The sequence below is a fragment of the Hymenobacter mucosus genome (assembly GCF_900188255.1).
Taxonomy (GTDB): domain Bacteria; phylum Bacteroidota; class Bacteroidia; order Cytophagales; family Hymenobacteraceae; genus Hymenobacter; species Hymenobacter mucosus.
The window spans coordinates 395,217-411,162 of sequence record NZ_FZNS01000003.1; the positions used below are offsets into that span (position 1 = coordinate 395,217).

Here is a 15,946-nt window from a genome sequence, read left to right on the forward strand (position 1 = left end):
AAGTGAAAGCCGGCCCTGCTCGTTTCTTAAAACGGAGCAGAGCCGGCTTTCGCGCTTGCGGTGAGGTGGTTGCCTAGCAGGCTCCCTGAAGATGATGTGCCATTAGAAACCGTTGGTTGTGAAGCCACCATCTACGCTTAAGGTTTGGCCGGTGATGTAGGCCGCGGCTGGTAAGCACAGGAAAGCTACGGCCGCTGCTACTTCTTCCGGCTCGCCGATGCGGCCCAACGGAGTGCGCGCCACTACCTGCTGGCGGTAGTCTTCGTTTTGCAGCACGCCAGCCGCCAGGGGGGTGTGAATATACCAGGGTGCCACGCAGTTGACCCGGATATTTGTTGGAGCCCACTCCGCCGCCAGGTTGCGGGTAAGCTGCACCAAGGCCGCTTTGGTCATGCCATAAATAGCACCTGTGCGCACGTGGGTAAGGCCAGCCACCGACGATACCTGCACGATGCTACCACCGCCAGCCGCTTGCAGCAGTGGGTAGGCGCCCCGGCACATCTCCCACACCGAATCTAGGTTGGTAGCCATAATGTGTCGATACTCTTCCTCGGAGTACGCAGTAGTAGGCTTGCGAATGTTGGTGCCCGCGTTGTTGACCAAAATGTGCAGGTGGGGCCAGCGCTGAGCAACTTCTGCCAACAGAACCTGCCGGTCGTTGGGCTGGCTAACGTCGGCGGCTAGGGCATGGGCATCGTAGCCTTGCTCCCGCCAAGCGGCAACTTGCTCCTCTAGCGCTGGAAGTTGGCGGGCAACGGCTACTACAGTAGCACCCAAGGCTAATAACTCGGCGGCTACGGCCGCGCCAATGCCTTTGGAGGCGCCTGTCACGAGTGCTACTTGACCTTTAAGGCTCCAGCGGGCCGAAAAATCTGATTCATTAAATGGCATATATTCTTCCTGAGATTGTATAAAAAAGGGCGGGTGCTGAAAAGACGTGCGTGAAGGTAGCTACAGCAAATTACCTACACCCATTCATACAGGGCCCAAATCGGGTGATTACGACGTTTGTGGCTATTTGTGTTAGAAAATGATAAAATTTGTATCAAACGACATAGATGAAATACTATTGTTAATAAAGTTATAATTAGGTTAAAAAATTATTAAATTGCTTTCGTTTAGTTGTGCTTCCTAACCTAGGACACTATCTAAACAGCCGCTCAATTCTTTTCCACAACCAACCCCAACTTTATGATCAACAAGTACCCTACAGCACTTTTGCTGCTTGGCGGACTAGCTGTGTCTAGCGCACAGGCGCAAGATTACTCCCGCGTCAAGGAAAAAACACTGAATGACAACGGCACTCCCTACATGGTGCAGTTTCGGGCAGTAGGCCAACCGTACAGCCTGGGCCAAGCAGAACAGGCGCTGAAAGAGCAGTTGCAGCTTGTGTCCGACGATAAAATGCTGCGCACGACAACTGAGGTAGACCCCTTGGGCTTTGTGCACGAGAAGTACGCCCAGTACTACAAAGGCATTAAGGTAGAGCATGCTACGTACTCAGTGCACGCCAAGCAAGGCAGCATTACCAGCATTAGCGGGCAGTTTGAGCGAATCGGTGCCCTGAATACCACGCCCACCTTGGGCGCCGCCGCCGCTCTCAACCGGGCCCTGAGCTTTGTAGGAGCCAGCAAGTACATGTGGCAGGATGCCCGCGAAGAGGCTGGTCTGAAGCAGATGGAAAACAACCCGCGCGCTACCTATAAGCCCCAGGGTGAGCTAGTAATTGTGCGCAACGAGCGGAGCCAAGACCCCGCCCAGGCTGGTAAGCCCGTATTGGCGTGGAAGTTCAATGTATACGCTCAGCAGCCCCTGAGCCGCGCCTTTATTTACGTGGACGCACGAACTGGTGATGTTGTGCTACAGGACAATATCATAAAGCACGCTGGTGCTACTGCCTCGTTTGCAACGGCTTACAGCGGCACCCGCTCCTTTGCTACGGAAACAACTACTGGTGGCTACCGCCTGCGTGAGTACACCCGAGGCTTAGGCATTGAAACGTTCAACTGCAAAAGGAGCAACAGCTACACCGCTGCCGTTGACTTCGTAGATGCCGACAATAACTGGACGGCTGCCGAGTACAACAACGCCAATTACGACAACGTGGCCGGCGACGCTCATTTTGGGGCCCAGGCAACCTACGATTACTGGAGTGCCGTGCACGGACGTAATTCTTATGATAACGCCGGCGCCAAAATAAAGAGCTACGTGCACTATGATGATGTACCGGGCGGTGCTGGCTATGAAAACGCCTACTGGAACGGCTCAGTGATGACCTACGGCGACGGTGCTACTACCTTCAAGCCGCTTACGTCTATGGATGTGTGCGCCCATGAAATTGGGCACGCCGTGTGCGAGAAAACCGCCAACCTGACGTACCAGAACGAGTCGGGTGCCATGAACGAAGGCTTCTCCGATATCTGGGGTGCCTGCGTAGAAGCCCGTGCTGCCGCTACCTACGGCCTGGCTGGCAAGAGCACCTGGCTGATTGGGGAAGAGATTATGCGAGCCGGGGGTGCCCTGCGCTCCATGAGCAACCCCAACGCCTACAGCCAGCCCGACACCTACAAGGGCTCTTACTGGAAAGCGACTACTACCTCGCCCACTTCCGCCAACGACTACGGTGGCGTGCACACCAACTCAGGGGTACTCAATTACTGGTTCTACCTGCTAAGCCAGGGCGGCACGGGCACCAACGACATCGGCAGCGCATTTTCCGTAACCGGCGTAGGTATTGAGGCCGCCGCCAAGATTGCATATCGCACAGAAAGCGTGTACCTCACGGCTTCCTCTACCTTCGCCAATGCCCGCACGGCCGCCATTTCGGCGGCTACCGACCTGTACGGCGCTGGCTCGGCCCAAGTAACGGCCGTTACCAATGCGTGGCACGCAGTAGGCGTAGGAGCTGCCTCCGGTGGCGGTACTACCACTCCGCCGCCAACCACGGTGGCTTACTGCACTTCCAAGGGCAACAACGTAGCATACGAGTGGATTGACTACGTGAAGCTGGGCACCATTGCGCGCACTTCGGGTGCTGATGCCGGTTACTACAACGGTACGGCCACATCAACTTCCATTGCTGCGGGCTCGTCGCAAACTATCAACTTCTCGGCTGGGTATGCATCCTCGGCCTACACCGAGTACTGGAAAGTATACATCGACTACAATCAAGATGGCGACTTCGTAGACTCTGGTGAGCTGGTAGTGTCGGGGTCGTCGTCGAGCAGTGGCACCTTGTCGGCCACGTTCACGGTGCCCACTACGGCGAAGAGCGGCGCCACGCGGCTGCGCCTAGTTATGAGCGATGCTTCGGCTACAACGAGCTGCAATGCCTACAGCTATGGCGAAACGGAAGATTACACCGTCAATATTACAGGAGGCGCAGCGCTGGCAGAAGGTGGCGTAGCCGGCCTCACCGGCGGTACGCTCATCGGCAACGAAGTGGCCAAGCAACTGGAAGTATATCCGAACCCCGCTACTACTACCCTAAGCATTGCGCTACCCAATGGGGCCACGGTGAAGTCAGTAGTCGTAACGGACCTGCGCGGCGCGGCAGTAACAGGTGCGCGCTTGGAGAATGGCCAGCTAAACGTGGCGTCTTTGGCTCAAGGCATGTACACCATTGCAGTCAGCGACGGACAGAAAGTGTTTCATCAACGCTTTGTAAAGCAGTAATCTTCTGCTGCTTATTGGCTAGCAAATAAGAAAGGCCCGCCACATGGCGGGCCTTTCTTATTTACGGCGTAGGCAAAGTAAAGGAAGGGTGACTCGTACAGCCATTCTTTCTTTGTGCTCTCCTATGCTCTACGCGCGGAGAGCGGCCCGTTGGCCTAGCGCCACGGCGCGTATTCCAGCTTTAGCTCTAGCAGGCCATAATTGTCGTTGAGGGCCGAGGTAGACCGTCCGCTCGCGGGGCTGATGTCATCGAGCTGATCGGTGGAGGTGAAATTGTAACTGCCCTCAAGAGACGCATTCAGCTTGGGTGTGAGCCGCAACGTAACCCCAATGCCTACTGGCACCGTGATGTTCAGGGCCGGATAATCGTTGCGCTCCGGCGTCAGAAACGGCGTGTTATCGTCGGGGCGCATGGTGCCGCGGTAGGACTCCGGACTGTAGAGCAAGAAGCCAAAGCCCGCTTTTAGGTACGGCTTCACGAGGGCCGCCGGGCGGCGTGGGTCGGCGTAGGCACCTTCATCGTGCAGCGGCTCCCAGCGCAGGAAAGCTGTACCCGCGCCATTACGGCCCCGAAACGCCAAGCCCCGCTCGGGCAGGTAGTCTTTGGCCCCCACTTGGAAGTAGGTGGCTTCACCTCCCACCAACCAGTGCGGGCGCACCTTATAGAGCACACCCAAGCTGGCACTCGGGCCAATAAACTGGTCGCCTAGGCGGCTGGTCAAGTCGCCGTTGTAATAGGTGGCTCCCAGCCCCAGAGTAAACCGAACGGGGCCACGGTAGTATGGCCGCGCATTGCCATCGTAGTGGCGATGGCGGCGCTGGAAGTCTTGCGCATCGGCGCGCTGCGTGGCAGCGAAGGAGAGCAATAGGAAGGCGGGCAGCAGAGGACGAATATTCACGCAACAGATGCAAAGGTGATGGGCCTCGAGATACGCCGCTCAGGCAGCGGCGGTTTCTTAACGCCAGCCAAAGACGTTTTATTGGCTTATTTAAACTGGCCGGCCGGATCGGGCATTTTCTCCTTCAAGTCCGCAATCAGGTCGAAGTCTAAGCTCATTAGGCTGATTTGCTGGCCCTTGTGAATAGCCTCCCACGCTTTGGTGTAGTCTTCCTGAAAGTAGTACGCTCGCCCTAGGTGCTGCCAAGCTACGCCATTGCCACCTTCCATTGCCACAGCTTGTTGCAGGTAGCCCAGGGCGGTAGTGAGGTCTTTCTTCTTTTTGCTTTGCTGGTAGCGAATGAGGTAGCTGGCGCCTAGGTCGCTGAGGGTGTTAACGTTCTTGGCATCAAGGGCCAGGCTTTGGTTAAGCAGGCTGATGGCTTCGTCGGGGGTTGGGTTGCGGCTGGCAATAACGCCTAGGCCACGGTAGGCATCGGGGTTTTTGGGGTCAAGCACCCAGGCTAAGTTGAAGCGGTAGGCCGCCGTATCAGCCTGGTTCTCGTTCAGGTATTCGTAGCCTTTGGAAGAAAAGAAGCGGCTGGCTTCGGCCCGGGAGGCAAAGCTCTGCACGGTGCTCGTGATGAAGGCCGACCCTAGCGCGGCCTCGGCTTGGGTCGCCGTGAGGTTTCCGAAAAGAGGTTGCAGACGGGTAGCCGCGCTGATGGTAGCCCCCGATTCGGTTTTGACCTTGGTTTTAGTTTTGCGCTGGGCGTGGGTGGGGGCCGCTAGCAACAGGAGAGCAGCGGCCAGAGAAAAGGCGGAAGTGCGAAAAAACATAGAGCAGATAAGCCGGTGAAAAACTAGTCGGCCTTCAAATATAACCCGGTAGCGGCAACCCTGGCTCACTTCCCGCGTTGCCACCCCCGGGCCTCGTAAATCCGAGGTGCCTGCTGCGTAGTACGTAGGGTATCAATCGGCTTGCTGCCGGACCTTTTTCGTTTCCTGTATTCCGAATGCGCTTGTTCTTCTTCCGGGTTCTGCCCGCCACGGTGGCTGCTATTCTGCTAGTAGTAGCTGCTCACGAATACGCCACAGCACGGCCCAGCCGTCGCACGCAAGACGTGGCCTACGTACCCACCACTGACCCTACGTTCGACCCAGAGCGCCACCGGCTTGATGTGTACACGCCCAAAGACCATGCCGCCGCCCCGCGCCCGGTGGTGCTATTTATTCATGGTGGAAGCTGGAACAGTGGCAGTAAAAACTTCTACTCTTTTATTGGTCGTCGGCTAGCCAAGCAGGGCATCGTGGCAGTCGTCGTCAACTACCGGTTGGCGCCCAAAGTGGAAGTGCCCGCTATGGCCGACGACTGCGCCCGCGCCGTGGCATGGACGGTAGCCCACATTGCCGACTACGGCGGCAACCCGCAACGCGTGTACTTGATGGGGCATTCGGCCGGTGGTGGGCTGGCTGCCCTCCTAGCTACTGACGACCGGCTACTGGCCCGGCACGGGGTAGCCCAACATGCTATCCGTGGGGTTTTTCTCGATGACCCCGCTGGCCTCGATATGTTCGATTACCTGCAAAAGATGCAGTACCCCGGCGACGAGCAATACCTAGTGCCATTTGGCAAAGATCCAGCGCAATGGCGCGATGTATCGGCCCTGTATCACGCATCCGCCCATACGCCCCCCATGCGCCTGTTTATTGGTGGGCAAACCTACCCTTCCATTCGTAGCAGTGCCGAGAAGTTTCAGGCCCGCCTGACGCAGCTGGGGCAGCAGCCTACGCTTACTGTCTTGCCCGGCAAAAAGCACGCGGCAATGGTCTTGCAACTCTACTGGCAGCACAACGTGCTTTATAAAGAGCTACGCAAGTTTATTGGAGCATAAAATAGAGCCTACTGAGCTGCTGGCCGCGCTTAGTATGCGCCTACTAGCAGGTAGGGCCCCTTTACCTGGTGATGCCACCAAGACGCTTGGCGGTTGCTAGAACAAAGACTGTTGGAAGGCGGGGCGCTCAAACTCTAAAAGCCACTTCTTGCGTGGTAGCCCACCGGCGTAGCCCGTTAGCTGTCCGCTTGCGCCAATAATGCGGTGGCACGGCCATACAATAGCCAGCGGGTTCTGACCATTGGCAGCACCTACTGCCCGCACAGCCCCCACATTATCTAGTTGCCGCGCAAGGTCGAGGTAGGAAGCGGTGCGCCCAAACCCAACTGTAGGAAGCAGTTCCCAAACGCGTCGCTGAAACGATGTGCCTTGCCCCACGGCGTACGTAAGCGAGAAGTCGCGTAGCTCCCGGTCGAAGTACGCACGTAGCTGACGCTGTGCTTCTTGTAGGCAGTTTGGTACGGCACTGGTCCTTGTTTCGTTTAGCCCGGCGGAGTCGTCTAGGAAGCGCACGGCCTCAAGCCCGGCATCAGATCCGCGCAGTTCCAATAGTCCAATTGGCGTGGTCAAGTAGGAAGTAGCAATGGTCATGGCCGAGCGGTAACGTTGCGTAAAAATGCACCCTCAATTTATAATCTGCTAAGCCAAAAAAGATACTGTGGCGCTTTGTGGTGGATTAAAAAACTGATTAATGGCATTATGGAAAGTAAATAGGGTAAATGCGGGAGTTATTGATTTATATTGTGTTGGCTCCGAGAAGTTATAAACTGCAAACTGTGTTGTGCGCTCTGTGCGAAAGGCGGTTTAGCATCCTACTTGCCTCTGGCCTGTTCACCCAACTCTTTTCTTGTTGTGAGAAACGTACTGTTCAGTTCTATTCTGGGGTTGAGTTTACTTGGCGCCGCGCCAATCAACGCCACTGTAGCGGCAGACATTAGCGGTCCTATTTCAGCTCCTGTAGAATCGCCCCTGGCTTTCGTGCAGGGCACCGGCCTCACGGCGGTGTATTTCAGCAACGGCAGCTTGGCCGGGGCCCCCGTGCTCAAGCGCCTTGATGCCGCCGTCGACTTTCGGTGGGGTATGGGCTCTCCCGCCGAAGAACTCCCTGCTGATAACTTCTCCGTGCGCTGGGAAGGGTTGGTATCAGCACCCTCTACGGGCAATTATAAGTTTGCCGTAAACAGCCCCGACGGAGTGCGTCTGTGGGTAAACGGCCGCAAGGTGCTAGATACCTGGAACGGCCGCGGCTCTATGAAAATTGATGGCGCCACAATAAGCCTAGCAGCCGGCGAGAAAACAACCATCAAGCTGGAGTACTACAATGAGGATGGCGAAGCCCGCGTGCAACTCCAGTGGATGCCGCCAGGCCAGGCTACGCAACCCATCCCGTCAACCAATCTGTACCCTGTGGGGTCGCCTACCACGCCCGACTTGGCCGGGCCTGCTAAGCCAGCAGTAGCCGCTACCGTGGCGCCGGCCAGAGCAGCGGCCGCACCTACCAAAATTACACCAGCAGCAGACCAGCCAGCAGATAAGTCATCGAAGAAAGCTGCGGCTGTGGCTAAAGCTGCTCCGGTGGCCGCTCCCGTTGCTACCACTCCTGCGGCAACTGCCTTAATAACTACAACGAAATCAACTGCCAAGCCCGGTGGGGCTCCCATTAGCAACCCTACAAAGGTGGTGTCGGGCAATGTGTACACGCTGCGCGACCGGGCCAACGGAACAGCCCTGGAGGTAGCCGATGATAGCCGACCCTTCAAGAGTTCACAAGTGCGAATGTCGGCGCCACACTGGCGGATTGAAAGCGTGGGCGACGGGGGTTACTACCGCCTGCTGGTGCAGGGCAGCAGTAAAGTGATGGAAGTACTGGGCAGTTCTACCTCCAACGGCGCAGCCATGGACTTGTGGAACTACTACAGCGGCAACAATCAGCTCTGGAAAATTGAGGATGCCGGCGACGGCTACTATAAGCTCATTGCCAAGCACAGTCATAAGGCTCTGACTGCCAAAGATTCAGTTGATGGCGGTATTCAGCAGTGGCGCTATACGGGTAAGGAAAATCAGCAGTGGCGGCTTGACCCCGCCACGGTGGAAGTAGCCGCTACTACCACGGCGAAGAGCAGCATTCCTGCCATTGGCGCAAACCACATGAGTGTGTACCCCAACCCATCCAACGGAGTAGTGCAGATGAACTACCAGTTGGGCGAGGAAATGCCCCTGGGCTGGGTGCTCTACGACCAGCGCGGTATTGTAGTGCGCGTGTCTGACTACCGCCGTCAGGCTTCGGGCCCACACAACCAAACACTGGACTTCACGGGCTTACCCGCTGGCGACTACAACCTTCACCTCACGGTAGGAACCAACACTACCAAGCAGCCGCTAAGTATCCGTCGGCCCAAAGCAGAGGGTAGTGGCCAAGCTACAGCCCAGTAAGTGTTGTGCTCTACTTCAAGAAAAAGCCCCCACTGGTATACCAGTGGGGGCTTTTTCTTGAAGTAGAGCGTCGCGCTGGGTACCGGCTACCCGCTGGCCTCCGCAAAGGGCGTCATTACCTCCCAGAGCCGGTTGAACTCTTGCTCGTAGCGGCGTACAATCACGGGGTCTTGCGTGATGAGTAGGTTCTCCATGTTGTATTCCGCCGCCGAACGGGTCCAGTTGTAGCTGCCAGTCAGGGCAGTGCGGTTGTCGGTTACGGCAAACTTGTGGTGCATGTGATAGGCCGTTTGATCGATGCGCGTAGTAACGCCAGCTTGGTGCAACTGCCGCACATCGGAGCCCCGGTCGTACAGCTTATCATTGTCGGTGAGCAGGCGTACCCGCACCCCGCGCTGATGAGCAGCTAGCACCGCCTCGGTGAGGCGGTCATCGGCAATGGTGAACACGCACAGGTCTAGGGTATGCTGGGCTTGGTTTAGAAAGTCGCGAATGGCTGCCACGCACTTCTCTACGGGGCTGAAGTGCACTTCCGAGTAGTGCGCCGTGGGCGTTGCCGTAGCAGTAGCAGCCTCCGGTAGTAAAGCGCTAGCCTCCTCCAACCACTCGATAACGGCCTTGTCCTTGAAGGTGTTAAACCGTTCCCGAGCTAGGTTAAAAAGCTGATGCCGCAATTCGCTGAGAGCACCGCCCGCCTGCCCGTAATCGGCCAGCCTATGGCGCAGTTGCTGGGCTTCCTCCGGCGATAAGTTTACATCCGTAAAGGCTTGCCGAAACTGGCGGAGTAGTTCGGCCGCTTCCGTATCGGCGTGCTGGTAGCTCATGAAACTTATGATATAGGCAGCAGCGCCCGTGACTTTCTCTTGATGGCCTGGGCTACGCGGGCTTGGGCCTCTCGCAGTGCTTCGGCTGATGGCTCGTGCAACTGGCGGGTAAGGCCTGGTACCGGTGAGCTGATATCAGCATCCCACAAGCCTGCGTTGTGCCAGGGCGTGAGGTGGTCCCAATCGGGTCGGTCGATAATGGGGTAGAGGCAAACGCCCAGCAACGGTACCCCGGCCCGGATGGCTGTGGTAGCTTCTTCCGCAATCATGTCGAGCCACAAAGGCCGGTCAATGCCGGGGTGGCTGGTTTCGGTAAGCACCACCGGGCGACCGTAGCGCTGGTAGGCCCGCTTAAGCAAGTGGCTCAGCGGCCGGAAGCGGGGGTCGTTGAAGTCGTTGGCCCAAGGCAGAATATGATGCGGGTCAAGCTGCCACTGGTTGTCGTAGTAGTAGTTGAAGCCCAGCATGTCCAGGTATTCCGGCCGGCCGCCCAGTTCAGGACAGAGACGTCCGCAAAGCATGTCTACGCTCTGAAACTGGTTGATATGAAAATCTTTAGCTCGGCGTACCTCGGCCGGTCCGGCATTCGGGCGGGGTACAATATGAATGAGGGGCTCAGTGGTAAGAATGCGGATAGTGGGGTCGGCTTCGCGCAATGCGGCCACGCCCTCAATGTACGCCCGCATCAGACCCAGCTTTACTTCCCAGCCCTGACCTACGCAGTAGGGGGAAGTGCCCCGCACGTCGCCGCCCAGCCAGCTCATAAAGCTCACCTCGTTGATGGGCGTCACGATGAGCACATCGTCGGGCCGTTGGCTACGGTAGAAGTCAATGAAAGCCCGGCACAGGGCGGCAAAGCGCCGCGCAAACATGGGGTGGAGAGGCGTCAGATCGTCGGGGTAGCCGAAGTGACACAGGTCCCAAACTTGCTGAATACCGTGGCGCTGCCCTGCATCCAGCAGGACTTGGACGGTGCTCCAGTCGTAGGTATAAGCGGTTTTTTCTACTTGGCTCCAGCGGATGCCTTCACGCACAGTACCCACCTGAAAGTCGCCGAGGCGGGCGTAGTCCTCATCCAGCAACTGCAAATGGCCAGTTTGGGTGAGAAAATCAACGCGGTTGCCGAAGGCATTAAGTTGGTCGGTGCATTCAAAGCCACCCATCCAGAAGGTTTGGAAAGGCGAATCAGCAAAGAAGTCGTTTGGCATAGTGGAAAGGTTGAGTACAGAACCAGCGGCTAAGGCTAAGTAGTAGAGTATAGCTGAGGTTGCCTATCAGACGATAGAATTCCATCCAGGGTTTGCTCCTGAACGACCCAGCAACCCAACTACAGCTTAAGAGGCGCCTCCGAAACTAGTCAAAAAAAGGCGGTCATGCTGAGCTTGCCAGCATGACCGCCAAAATATAGGCCTAATTTTTCCGGGAAAAATTAAATCTGAGGTGACACAGGTGTGTCTTTCACGTGCGGAGCACGCTGCTTGCCCGTGAGTCCCTTCGACTCGATGAAGATGCGCTTGAACTCAGGGTGCTTGGCCCGGATGCTGTCCTGCAACTGATCAACGGCCTGTTCGATTTCCACCGCCGACAGGTGGTCGTGAAACTCTACATCGAGGGCCAGTACTACGTCTTGGGGGCCCATGTACATGGTGAGGGGGCGGCGCACCTGCTCCACGCTTTTCTGCTGGCGGGCCAGGGCCTCCAGGCTATCGAGGGTTTCGTCGTCCACGCCTTCCCCAACGAGGAGGCCTTTGGTTTTATAGATCAGGAAAACGGCTACCGACACCAGCAGAACCCCAATGCAAATAGAAGCACCGCCGTCGAAGTAAGGATTATTGAACGCGTGGCCGAAGTATACGCCCGTCAGCGCAATGACAAGGCCCACTAATGCAGCCATGTCTTCCATGAGAATGGCAAATACCGAAGGGTCTTTGCTGCGGCCCAGGGTAGCCCAGAAGGTAGCGTCGCCGCGGCTCTTGTTGAATTCGCGGAAAGCGAGAAAGCAGGAGATGCCTTCAAACATCAAGGATAGACCCAGTACCACATAGTTCCAAGTAGGATCAGTGATGGGGGCCGGGTGCTTGAGGTGCTCTACCCCCTCGTAGAACGACATGCCGCCGCCCACGGAAAACACCAGGATGGCGACAATCAACGACCAGAAATACAGCTCCTTGCTACGGCCGAAGGGGTGCCGGGCATCGGCAGGCTTCTCCGACTGCTTCACGCCGTACAGGATCAGCAAACCGTTGCCGCTGTCTACGAGGGAGTGAATGCCCTCCGACAGCATAGCCGAGCTACCAGTAAAAAAAGCAGCTACAAATTTGGAAATAGCAATGGCCACGTTGGCCCCGATGGCGCCGTAGATGGCAATTTTTGAGGAGGAAGTACCGGCCATAACGTAGAAACAGTGTGTCGATGGTACGCGCCACTCCCAATGGAGGTTGGGCGGTTGTTTGCCTAGCGCCCGCCAGTTGCCACCCAGCGCTTGCCGGCCAGCCAAAAACCAATGCACCTGCGGGCCGCTTGAACATTCGGCGTTTCTACGACTTTTACAGCTCTACTCTTTCGCCTATGGCTCAGATCGACACCTCTACCGATACACTAGAAACTACCGCGCCCCTACGCCGCCGCCTTGGCTTGGTGCAGGCTACTGCTCTCAACATGATTGACATGGTGGGCATTGGGCCGTTCGTAACCCTTCCCTTGGTGATGGGGTTCATGGGGCCCAACTTTTTGCTGGCCTGGGTAGTAGGTGCGGCTTTGTCGTTGGTGGATGGCTTTATTTGGAGCGAGCTGGGGGCCGCCTACCCCGAGGCAGGGGGCTCCTACCGCTTTCTGAAGCTAGCCTACGGGGAGCAGAAGTGGGGCCGCCTGATGTCTTTCCTCTACGTGTGGCAAACGCTGGTGCAAGCGCCACTCGTGGTAGCATCGGGGGCCATTGGCTTTGCCCAGTACTTCGCCTACCTGGTTCCCCTAGACGAATGGTGGCAGCCCAAGCTAGTATCAGGGGTTGTAGTGCTGTTGCTCATTGCCCTGCTGTACCGCCGCATTGAGGACATTGGCAAGCTGGGTGTGCTGCTCTGGGTAGGCGTACTGGGCCTCATGGGCTGGCTGATTTTGGGTGGCGTCACGCATGCTACCCAGCCGGTAGCGTGGTTGCCGGAAGGTGGGCTGGCGGCGCTGCCGGGCGTGTTGCTCTCGGCTGCCATGGGGCAGGCCACCGTCAAGACCATTTACTCCTACCTGGGCTACTACAATGTATGCCATCTGGGTGGAGAAATTAAAGACCCTCAACGGGTTATTCCACGCAGTATCTTTCTGAGCATCCTGGGCATCATGGCCCTGTACCTGCTTCTGAACTGGAGCGTAGGCTCAGTTATTCCGTGGCAAGAAGCGGGACAGTCGAAGTTCATTGTGAGCACTTTTGTAGAGCGTGTGTACGGGGCTACGGCAGCCAAAGCGGCTACGGCTTTGGTACTGTGGGTAGCCTTTGCCTCACTATTTGCCGTGCTACTAGGCTACTCGCGCATCCCATACGCCGCCGCCGCCGACGGCGAATTCCTGCCCATCTTCGCCAAAACTCACCCCACCAAGCACTTCCCGCACGTGTCGTTGCTGCTGCTGGGCGGCGTTGGCTTCGTATTCAGTCTGCTGTTCCGGTTGGGTGAAGTGATTAGCGCCATTCTGGCCATGCGCATTCTCGTGCAGTTTGTAGGCCAGGCCATTGGGCTGGTGCTGCTGCGGCGCCGCCGTGGCACGGCAGCCCTGCCCTTCAAGATGCCACTGTACCCGCTGCCAGTGGTAGTAGCCGTAGTGGTATGGCTGTGGGTGTTTATGAGCATTCAGGATGGAGTAAAGGTGGAAGGGCAAGCTGGTGCCAGCCTGTTTTTGCCGTTTCAGGTGGCGGCGCTGCTCATGATGGCCCTGGGCGTAGTGGTATTCCTGCTCTGGAGCCGAAGTCAGCGGCGGTGGCCCTTTGAGAACTGAAAAACCGGCCTCGCCTAGCATTAGCGCCGGAACGGCTATTTTTGACGAAACCTACTCCCCTCGGTCAAGCCCATGCGTCGTTTCGTACTGCTGTTGTCATTGCTGTTGCTACCCTGGCTAGGAATGGCCCAAACCAAAGCCGCTTCCGAAGCGGCGGCGCAGGCAACGGCGCTTCGTAGGGCCAACCAGCTTGTGCTGGAACGCCACTACGAATCGGCGTGGAAGCTGCTGAAAGTACTGGACCCCTTGAACGTAGAGCCAGCCGTGGTGCTACAGAAAACCGAACTGGCCCTGAAGTACTACACGGATACGGATGAACTGAAGCGCTTCGCCTTCCGCGACTTGAAGTTGCTAGACCTCTCGCCCGACAGCTTGCGCCAGCTAGGACAAGATACTGCCCGCTACTCCTTCCCGGTGCGCCAAGTGCTAGAGAAGCTCCAGCAGCAGAACCCCGACAACTACAAGCTGGATCGGGCGCTGGGCGACTACTACTTTACCGTGCAGCAGTGCGACTGCGCCGAGCAGACTCTGGGCGAGGATGAGGTGTTTCGGCGCACTATCAAGCATTACCAGCAAGCCCACGACCACGGCCAGGGCGACTACCTTTCATACTTTGCCTTGGGCTATTCGTACCAGCGGTTGGGCCAGTTCACGGAAAGCTTAGCACCCTTTGAGCGGTCAATTCAGCTGCGCAAAAACTACCCCACTTCTCACCTCAATTTGGCCTTTGTGTATTTGGAGCTCAAGGATTTTGAGAAGGCCCGCGACCATGCCCGCCGGGCCCAACGGCTCTTCCCCGACGCTGCTCACAAAGAGGATGCGGGCTACTTGCTCAGCCAAATTGAAGAGCGCATAAAAACGGCCGCCAGCAGCCCAGGCTTACCGAAAGCACCATAGCCTGTCGGGCCGCGCTGCTGGGTAGTTACAAAGTAGTGCCTGCTCTGAAAGAACCATCGTCGACGGACTTGAGGAACTTGGTGAGGCCGCGGAAGTAGATTTGCTGGTCGTCCCACATGCTCATGTGGCTACCTTGGGGGCAGAGTAAGTAGTTGCCTTGCTGCACGCGGTGGCTCATTTCCTCCATTTCCTTGGGGTTCATGGTGTCAAACTGCCCACCAATCATCAGCGTTGGTACCGTCACCTTGCCCAAGTCGTTCCACCGGTCCCAGGTGAGGAGGCGGCCGGCTGTTTTGAACTCGTTGGGACCCTGCATCAACTCGTACACATGCTGGTTTACGTGCTTAAAAGAGCGCGCCACCGGGTCGGGCATAGCGGGTAAGCGCAGAAGGTGGCGGGAGTAATAATTCTTGAACACCAACCCCTCGTAGGTAGGGTTATGGTAGTCTTTGCGCGCCTCAAATTTCTCTAGCGAGTCGAGGAGGGTAGGGCGTAGTTTTGTCCGTAAGGTTTTGTTGTAGGCATCGTAGCGCGGAATGCTGGCTACCATGTTGGAAATGACGAGGCCAGCCAAATGGTCTTGGTGCTTGAGAGCATATTCCAGCGCCAGAATACCGCCCCAGGAGTGCCCCAGCACGTAAAATTTGTCGATGCCCAGCGCTTGGCGCACTTGCTCCACTTCGTCCACAAACCGCTCGGTGCGCCATAAGTCGTCATCCTGGGGCTGATCGCTGTAGTAGGAGCCTAGCTGGTCGTACTCGTAGAACTCAATTCCTTCCTGCGGGAAGAAGCTCTCGAAGCATTCCATGTACTCGTGGGTCATGGCCGGGCCGCCATGTAGGAGGAGCACCTTAATCTTGCCCGTCCCGAACCGCTTCGTCCACACATTGAAGGTGCCCTTTGGTGTCTTAATCGGAATCACCTGTACCCCACCCGTGCGGATGCCTGTTTCAAACGGCTGCAAATAGCCCGTTGTGCCCAGGCTAGACGACTTATTGGAAGATTCCGGAGTAGAACCGGGCTTCTGCTGGCAAGCAGTAAGTGTGAGGGCGGCAGCCAGGGCTACGCTAGGGAAGCGGGTGAGGAGAGGTAGGGTCATAGATGGAGTTCGGTTCGTTCTTCAATAGTAGAAAGAACTGAGGTAAAGCCGGCTAAGCCAGTGCCGCGAACCAATAAAAAGCACGGCATCCTAAGCAGTCTGAAGAATCTGACCACGTAATGAACAACCGGCCTAGAATGGCCCATGCTCGACGTGACAAGATCTTCGCGCTGCTCAGGATGCCGGGCTACACGGTGCAAAAGCTGCTAAAACCAGCCCGTCCTATCAAGCTTGCTGGGCCAGTTCGCTTGTATCGTTGAGT

At 57.0% G+C, this 15,946-nt stretch carries 13 protein-coding genes; 5 read left to right on the forward strand and 8 right to left on the reverse strand.

What is annotated here, in order from left to right:
• Positions 1–102 precede the first annotated feature (102 nt).
• Positions 103–891 (reverse strand): SDR family oxidoreductase, encoded by a 789-nt coding sequence (locus tag CHB83_RS08865; protein WP_089332358.1) that lies wholly within the window; start codon positions 889–891, stop codon positions 103–105.
• A 300-nt stretch (positions 892–1,191) separates the two neighbouring features.
• On the opposite strand from CHB83_RS08865, the gene CHB83_RS08870 reads away from it, so the two are divergent.
• Complete coding sequence (locus CHB83_RS08870; RefSeq protein ID WP_089332359.1) at positions 1,192–3,675, forward strand: M4 family metallopeptidase; 2,484 nt, start codon at positions 1,192–1,194, stop codon at positions 3,673–3,675.
• 155 nt (positions 3,676–3,830) lie between these two features.
• Here the strand turns inward: CHB83_RS08870 and CHB83_RS08875 are convergent, their stop codons facing one another.
• Together CHB83_RS08875 and CHB83_RS08880 are read right to left on the reverse strand one after the other, a co-directional pair.
• Positions 3,831–4,574, reverse strand: a complete 744-nt coding sequence (locus tag CHB83_RS08875; protein ID WP_045689625.1) for a hypothetical protein — start codon at positions 4,572–4,574, stop codon at positions 3,831–3,833.
• A gap of 86 nt (positions 4,575–4,660) precedes the next feature.
• Complete coding sequence (locus CHB83_RS08880; protein WP_089332360.1) at positions 4,661–5,392, reverse strand: tetratricopeptide repeat protein; 732 nt, start codon at positions 5,390–5,392, stop codon at positions 4,661–4,663.
• A gap of 176 nt (positions 5,393–5,568) precedes the next feature.
• On the opposite strand from CHB83_RS08880, the gene CHB83_RS08885 reads away from it, so the two are divergent.
• A complete protein-coding gene (locus CHB83_RS08885; protein WP_089332361.1) occupies positions 5,569–6,447 on the forward strand; it encodes an alpha/beta hydrolase in 879 nt (292 codons plus the stop codon).
• A gap of 96 nt (positions 6,448–6,543) precedes the next feature.
• On the opposite strand, the gene CHB83_RS08890 is transcribed toward CHB83_RS08885, so the two are convergent.
• Positions 6,544–7,038: a methylated-DNA--[protein]-cysteine S-methyltransferase gene (locus tag CHB83_RS08890; protein WP_089332362.1), complete on the reverse strand. Its 495-nt coding sequence runs from the start codon at positions 7,036–7,038 to the stop codon at positions 6,544–6,546.
• 261 nt (positions 7,039–7,299) lie between these two features.
• On the opposite strand from CHB83_RS08890, the gene CHB83_RS08895 reads away from it, so the two are divergent.
• Complete coding sequence (locus CHB83_RS08895; protein WP_143437058.1) at positions 7,300–8,880, forward strand: RICIN domain-containing protein; 1,581 nt, start codon at positions 7,300–7,302, stop codon at positions 8,878–8,880.
• 86 nt (positions 8,881–8,966) lie between these two features.
• Here CHB83_RS08895 and CHB83_RS08900 read toward each other — a convergent pair whose 3' ends face one another.
• The 3 genes from CHB83_RS08900 to CHB83_RS08910 all read right to left on the reverse strand — a co-directional run bounded on the left by CHB83_RS08900 (position 8,967) and on the right by CHB83_RS08910 (position 12,096).
• Positions 8,967–9,704: a phospholipase D-like domain-containing protein gene (locus CHB83_RS08900; RefSeq protein WP_089332364.1), complete on the reverse strand. Its 738-nt coding sequence runs from the start codon at positions 9,702–9,704 to the stop codon at positions 8,967–8,969.
• A 5-nt stretch (positions 9,705–9,709) separates the two neighbouring features.
• On the reverse strand, positions 9,710–10,912 hold the full coding sequence (locus CHB83_RS08905; protein WP_089332365.1) for a glycoside hydrolase family 1 protein: 1,203 nt from the start codon (positions 10,910–10,912) through the stop codon (positions 9,710–9,712).
• Positions 10,913–11,133: 221 nt separating this feature from the next.
• Entirely contained in the window at positions 11,134–12,096 is a 963-nt protein-coding gene (locus CHB83_RS08910) for a cation diffusion facilitator family transporter (RefSeq protein ID WP_045689640.1), read from the reverse strand.
• Positions 12,097–12,272: 176 nt separating this feature from the next.
• On the opposite strand from CHB83_RS08910, the gene CHB83_RS08915 reads away from it, so the two are divergent.
• On the forward strand, positions 12,273–13,688 hold the full coding sequence (locus CHB83_RS08915; RefSeq protein ID WP_045689641.1) for an APC family permease: 1,416 nt from the start codon (positions 12,273–12,275) through the stop codon (positions 13,686–13,688).
• Between the two features lie 72 nt (positions 13,689–13,760).
• Entirely contained in the window at positions 13,761–14,585 is an 825-nt protein-coding gene (locus tag CHB83_RS08920) for a tetratricopeptide repeat protein (RefSeq protein ID WP_143437060.1), read from the forward strand.
• Positions 14,586–14,610: 25 nt separating this feature from the next.
• Here the strand turns inward: CHB83_RS08920 and CHB83_RS08925 are convergent, their stop codons facing one another.
• Positions 14,611–15,684: a proline iminopeptidase-family hydrolase gene (locus CHB83_RS08925; protein WP_089332367.1), complete on the reverse strand. Its 1,074-nt coding sequence runs from the start codon at positions 15,682–15,684 to the stop codon at positions 14,611–14,613.
• Positions 15,685–15,946 lie beyond the last annotated feature (262 nt).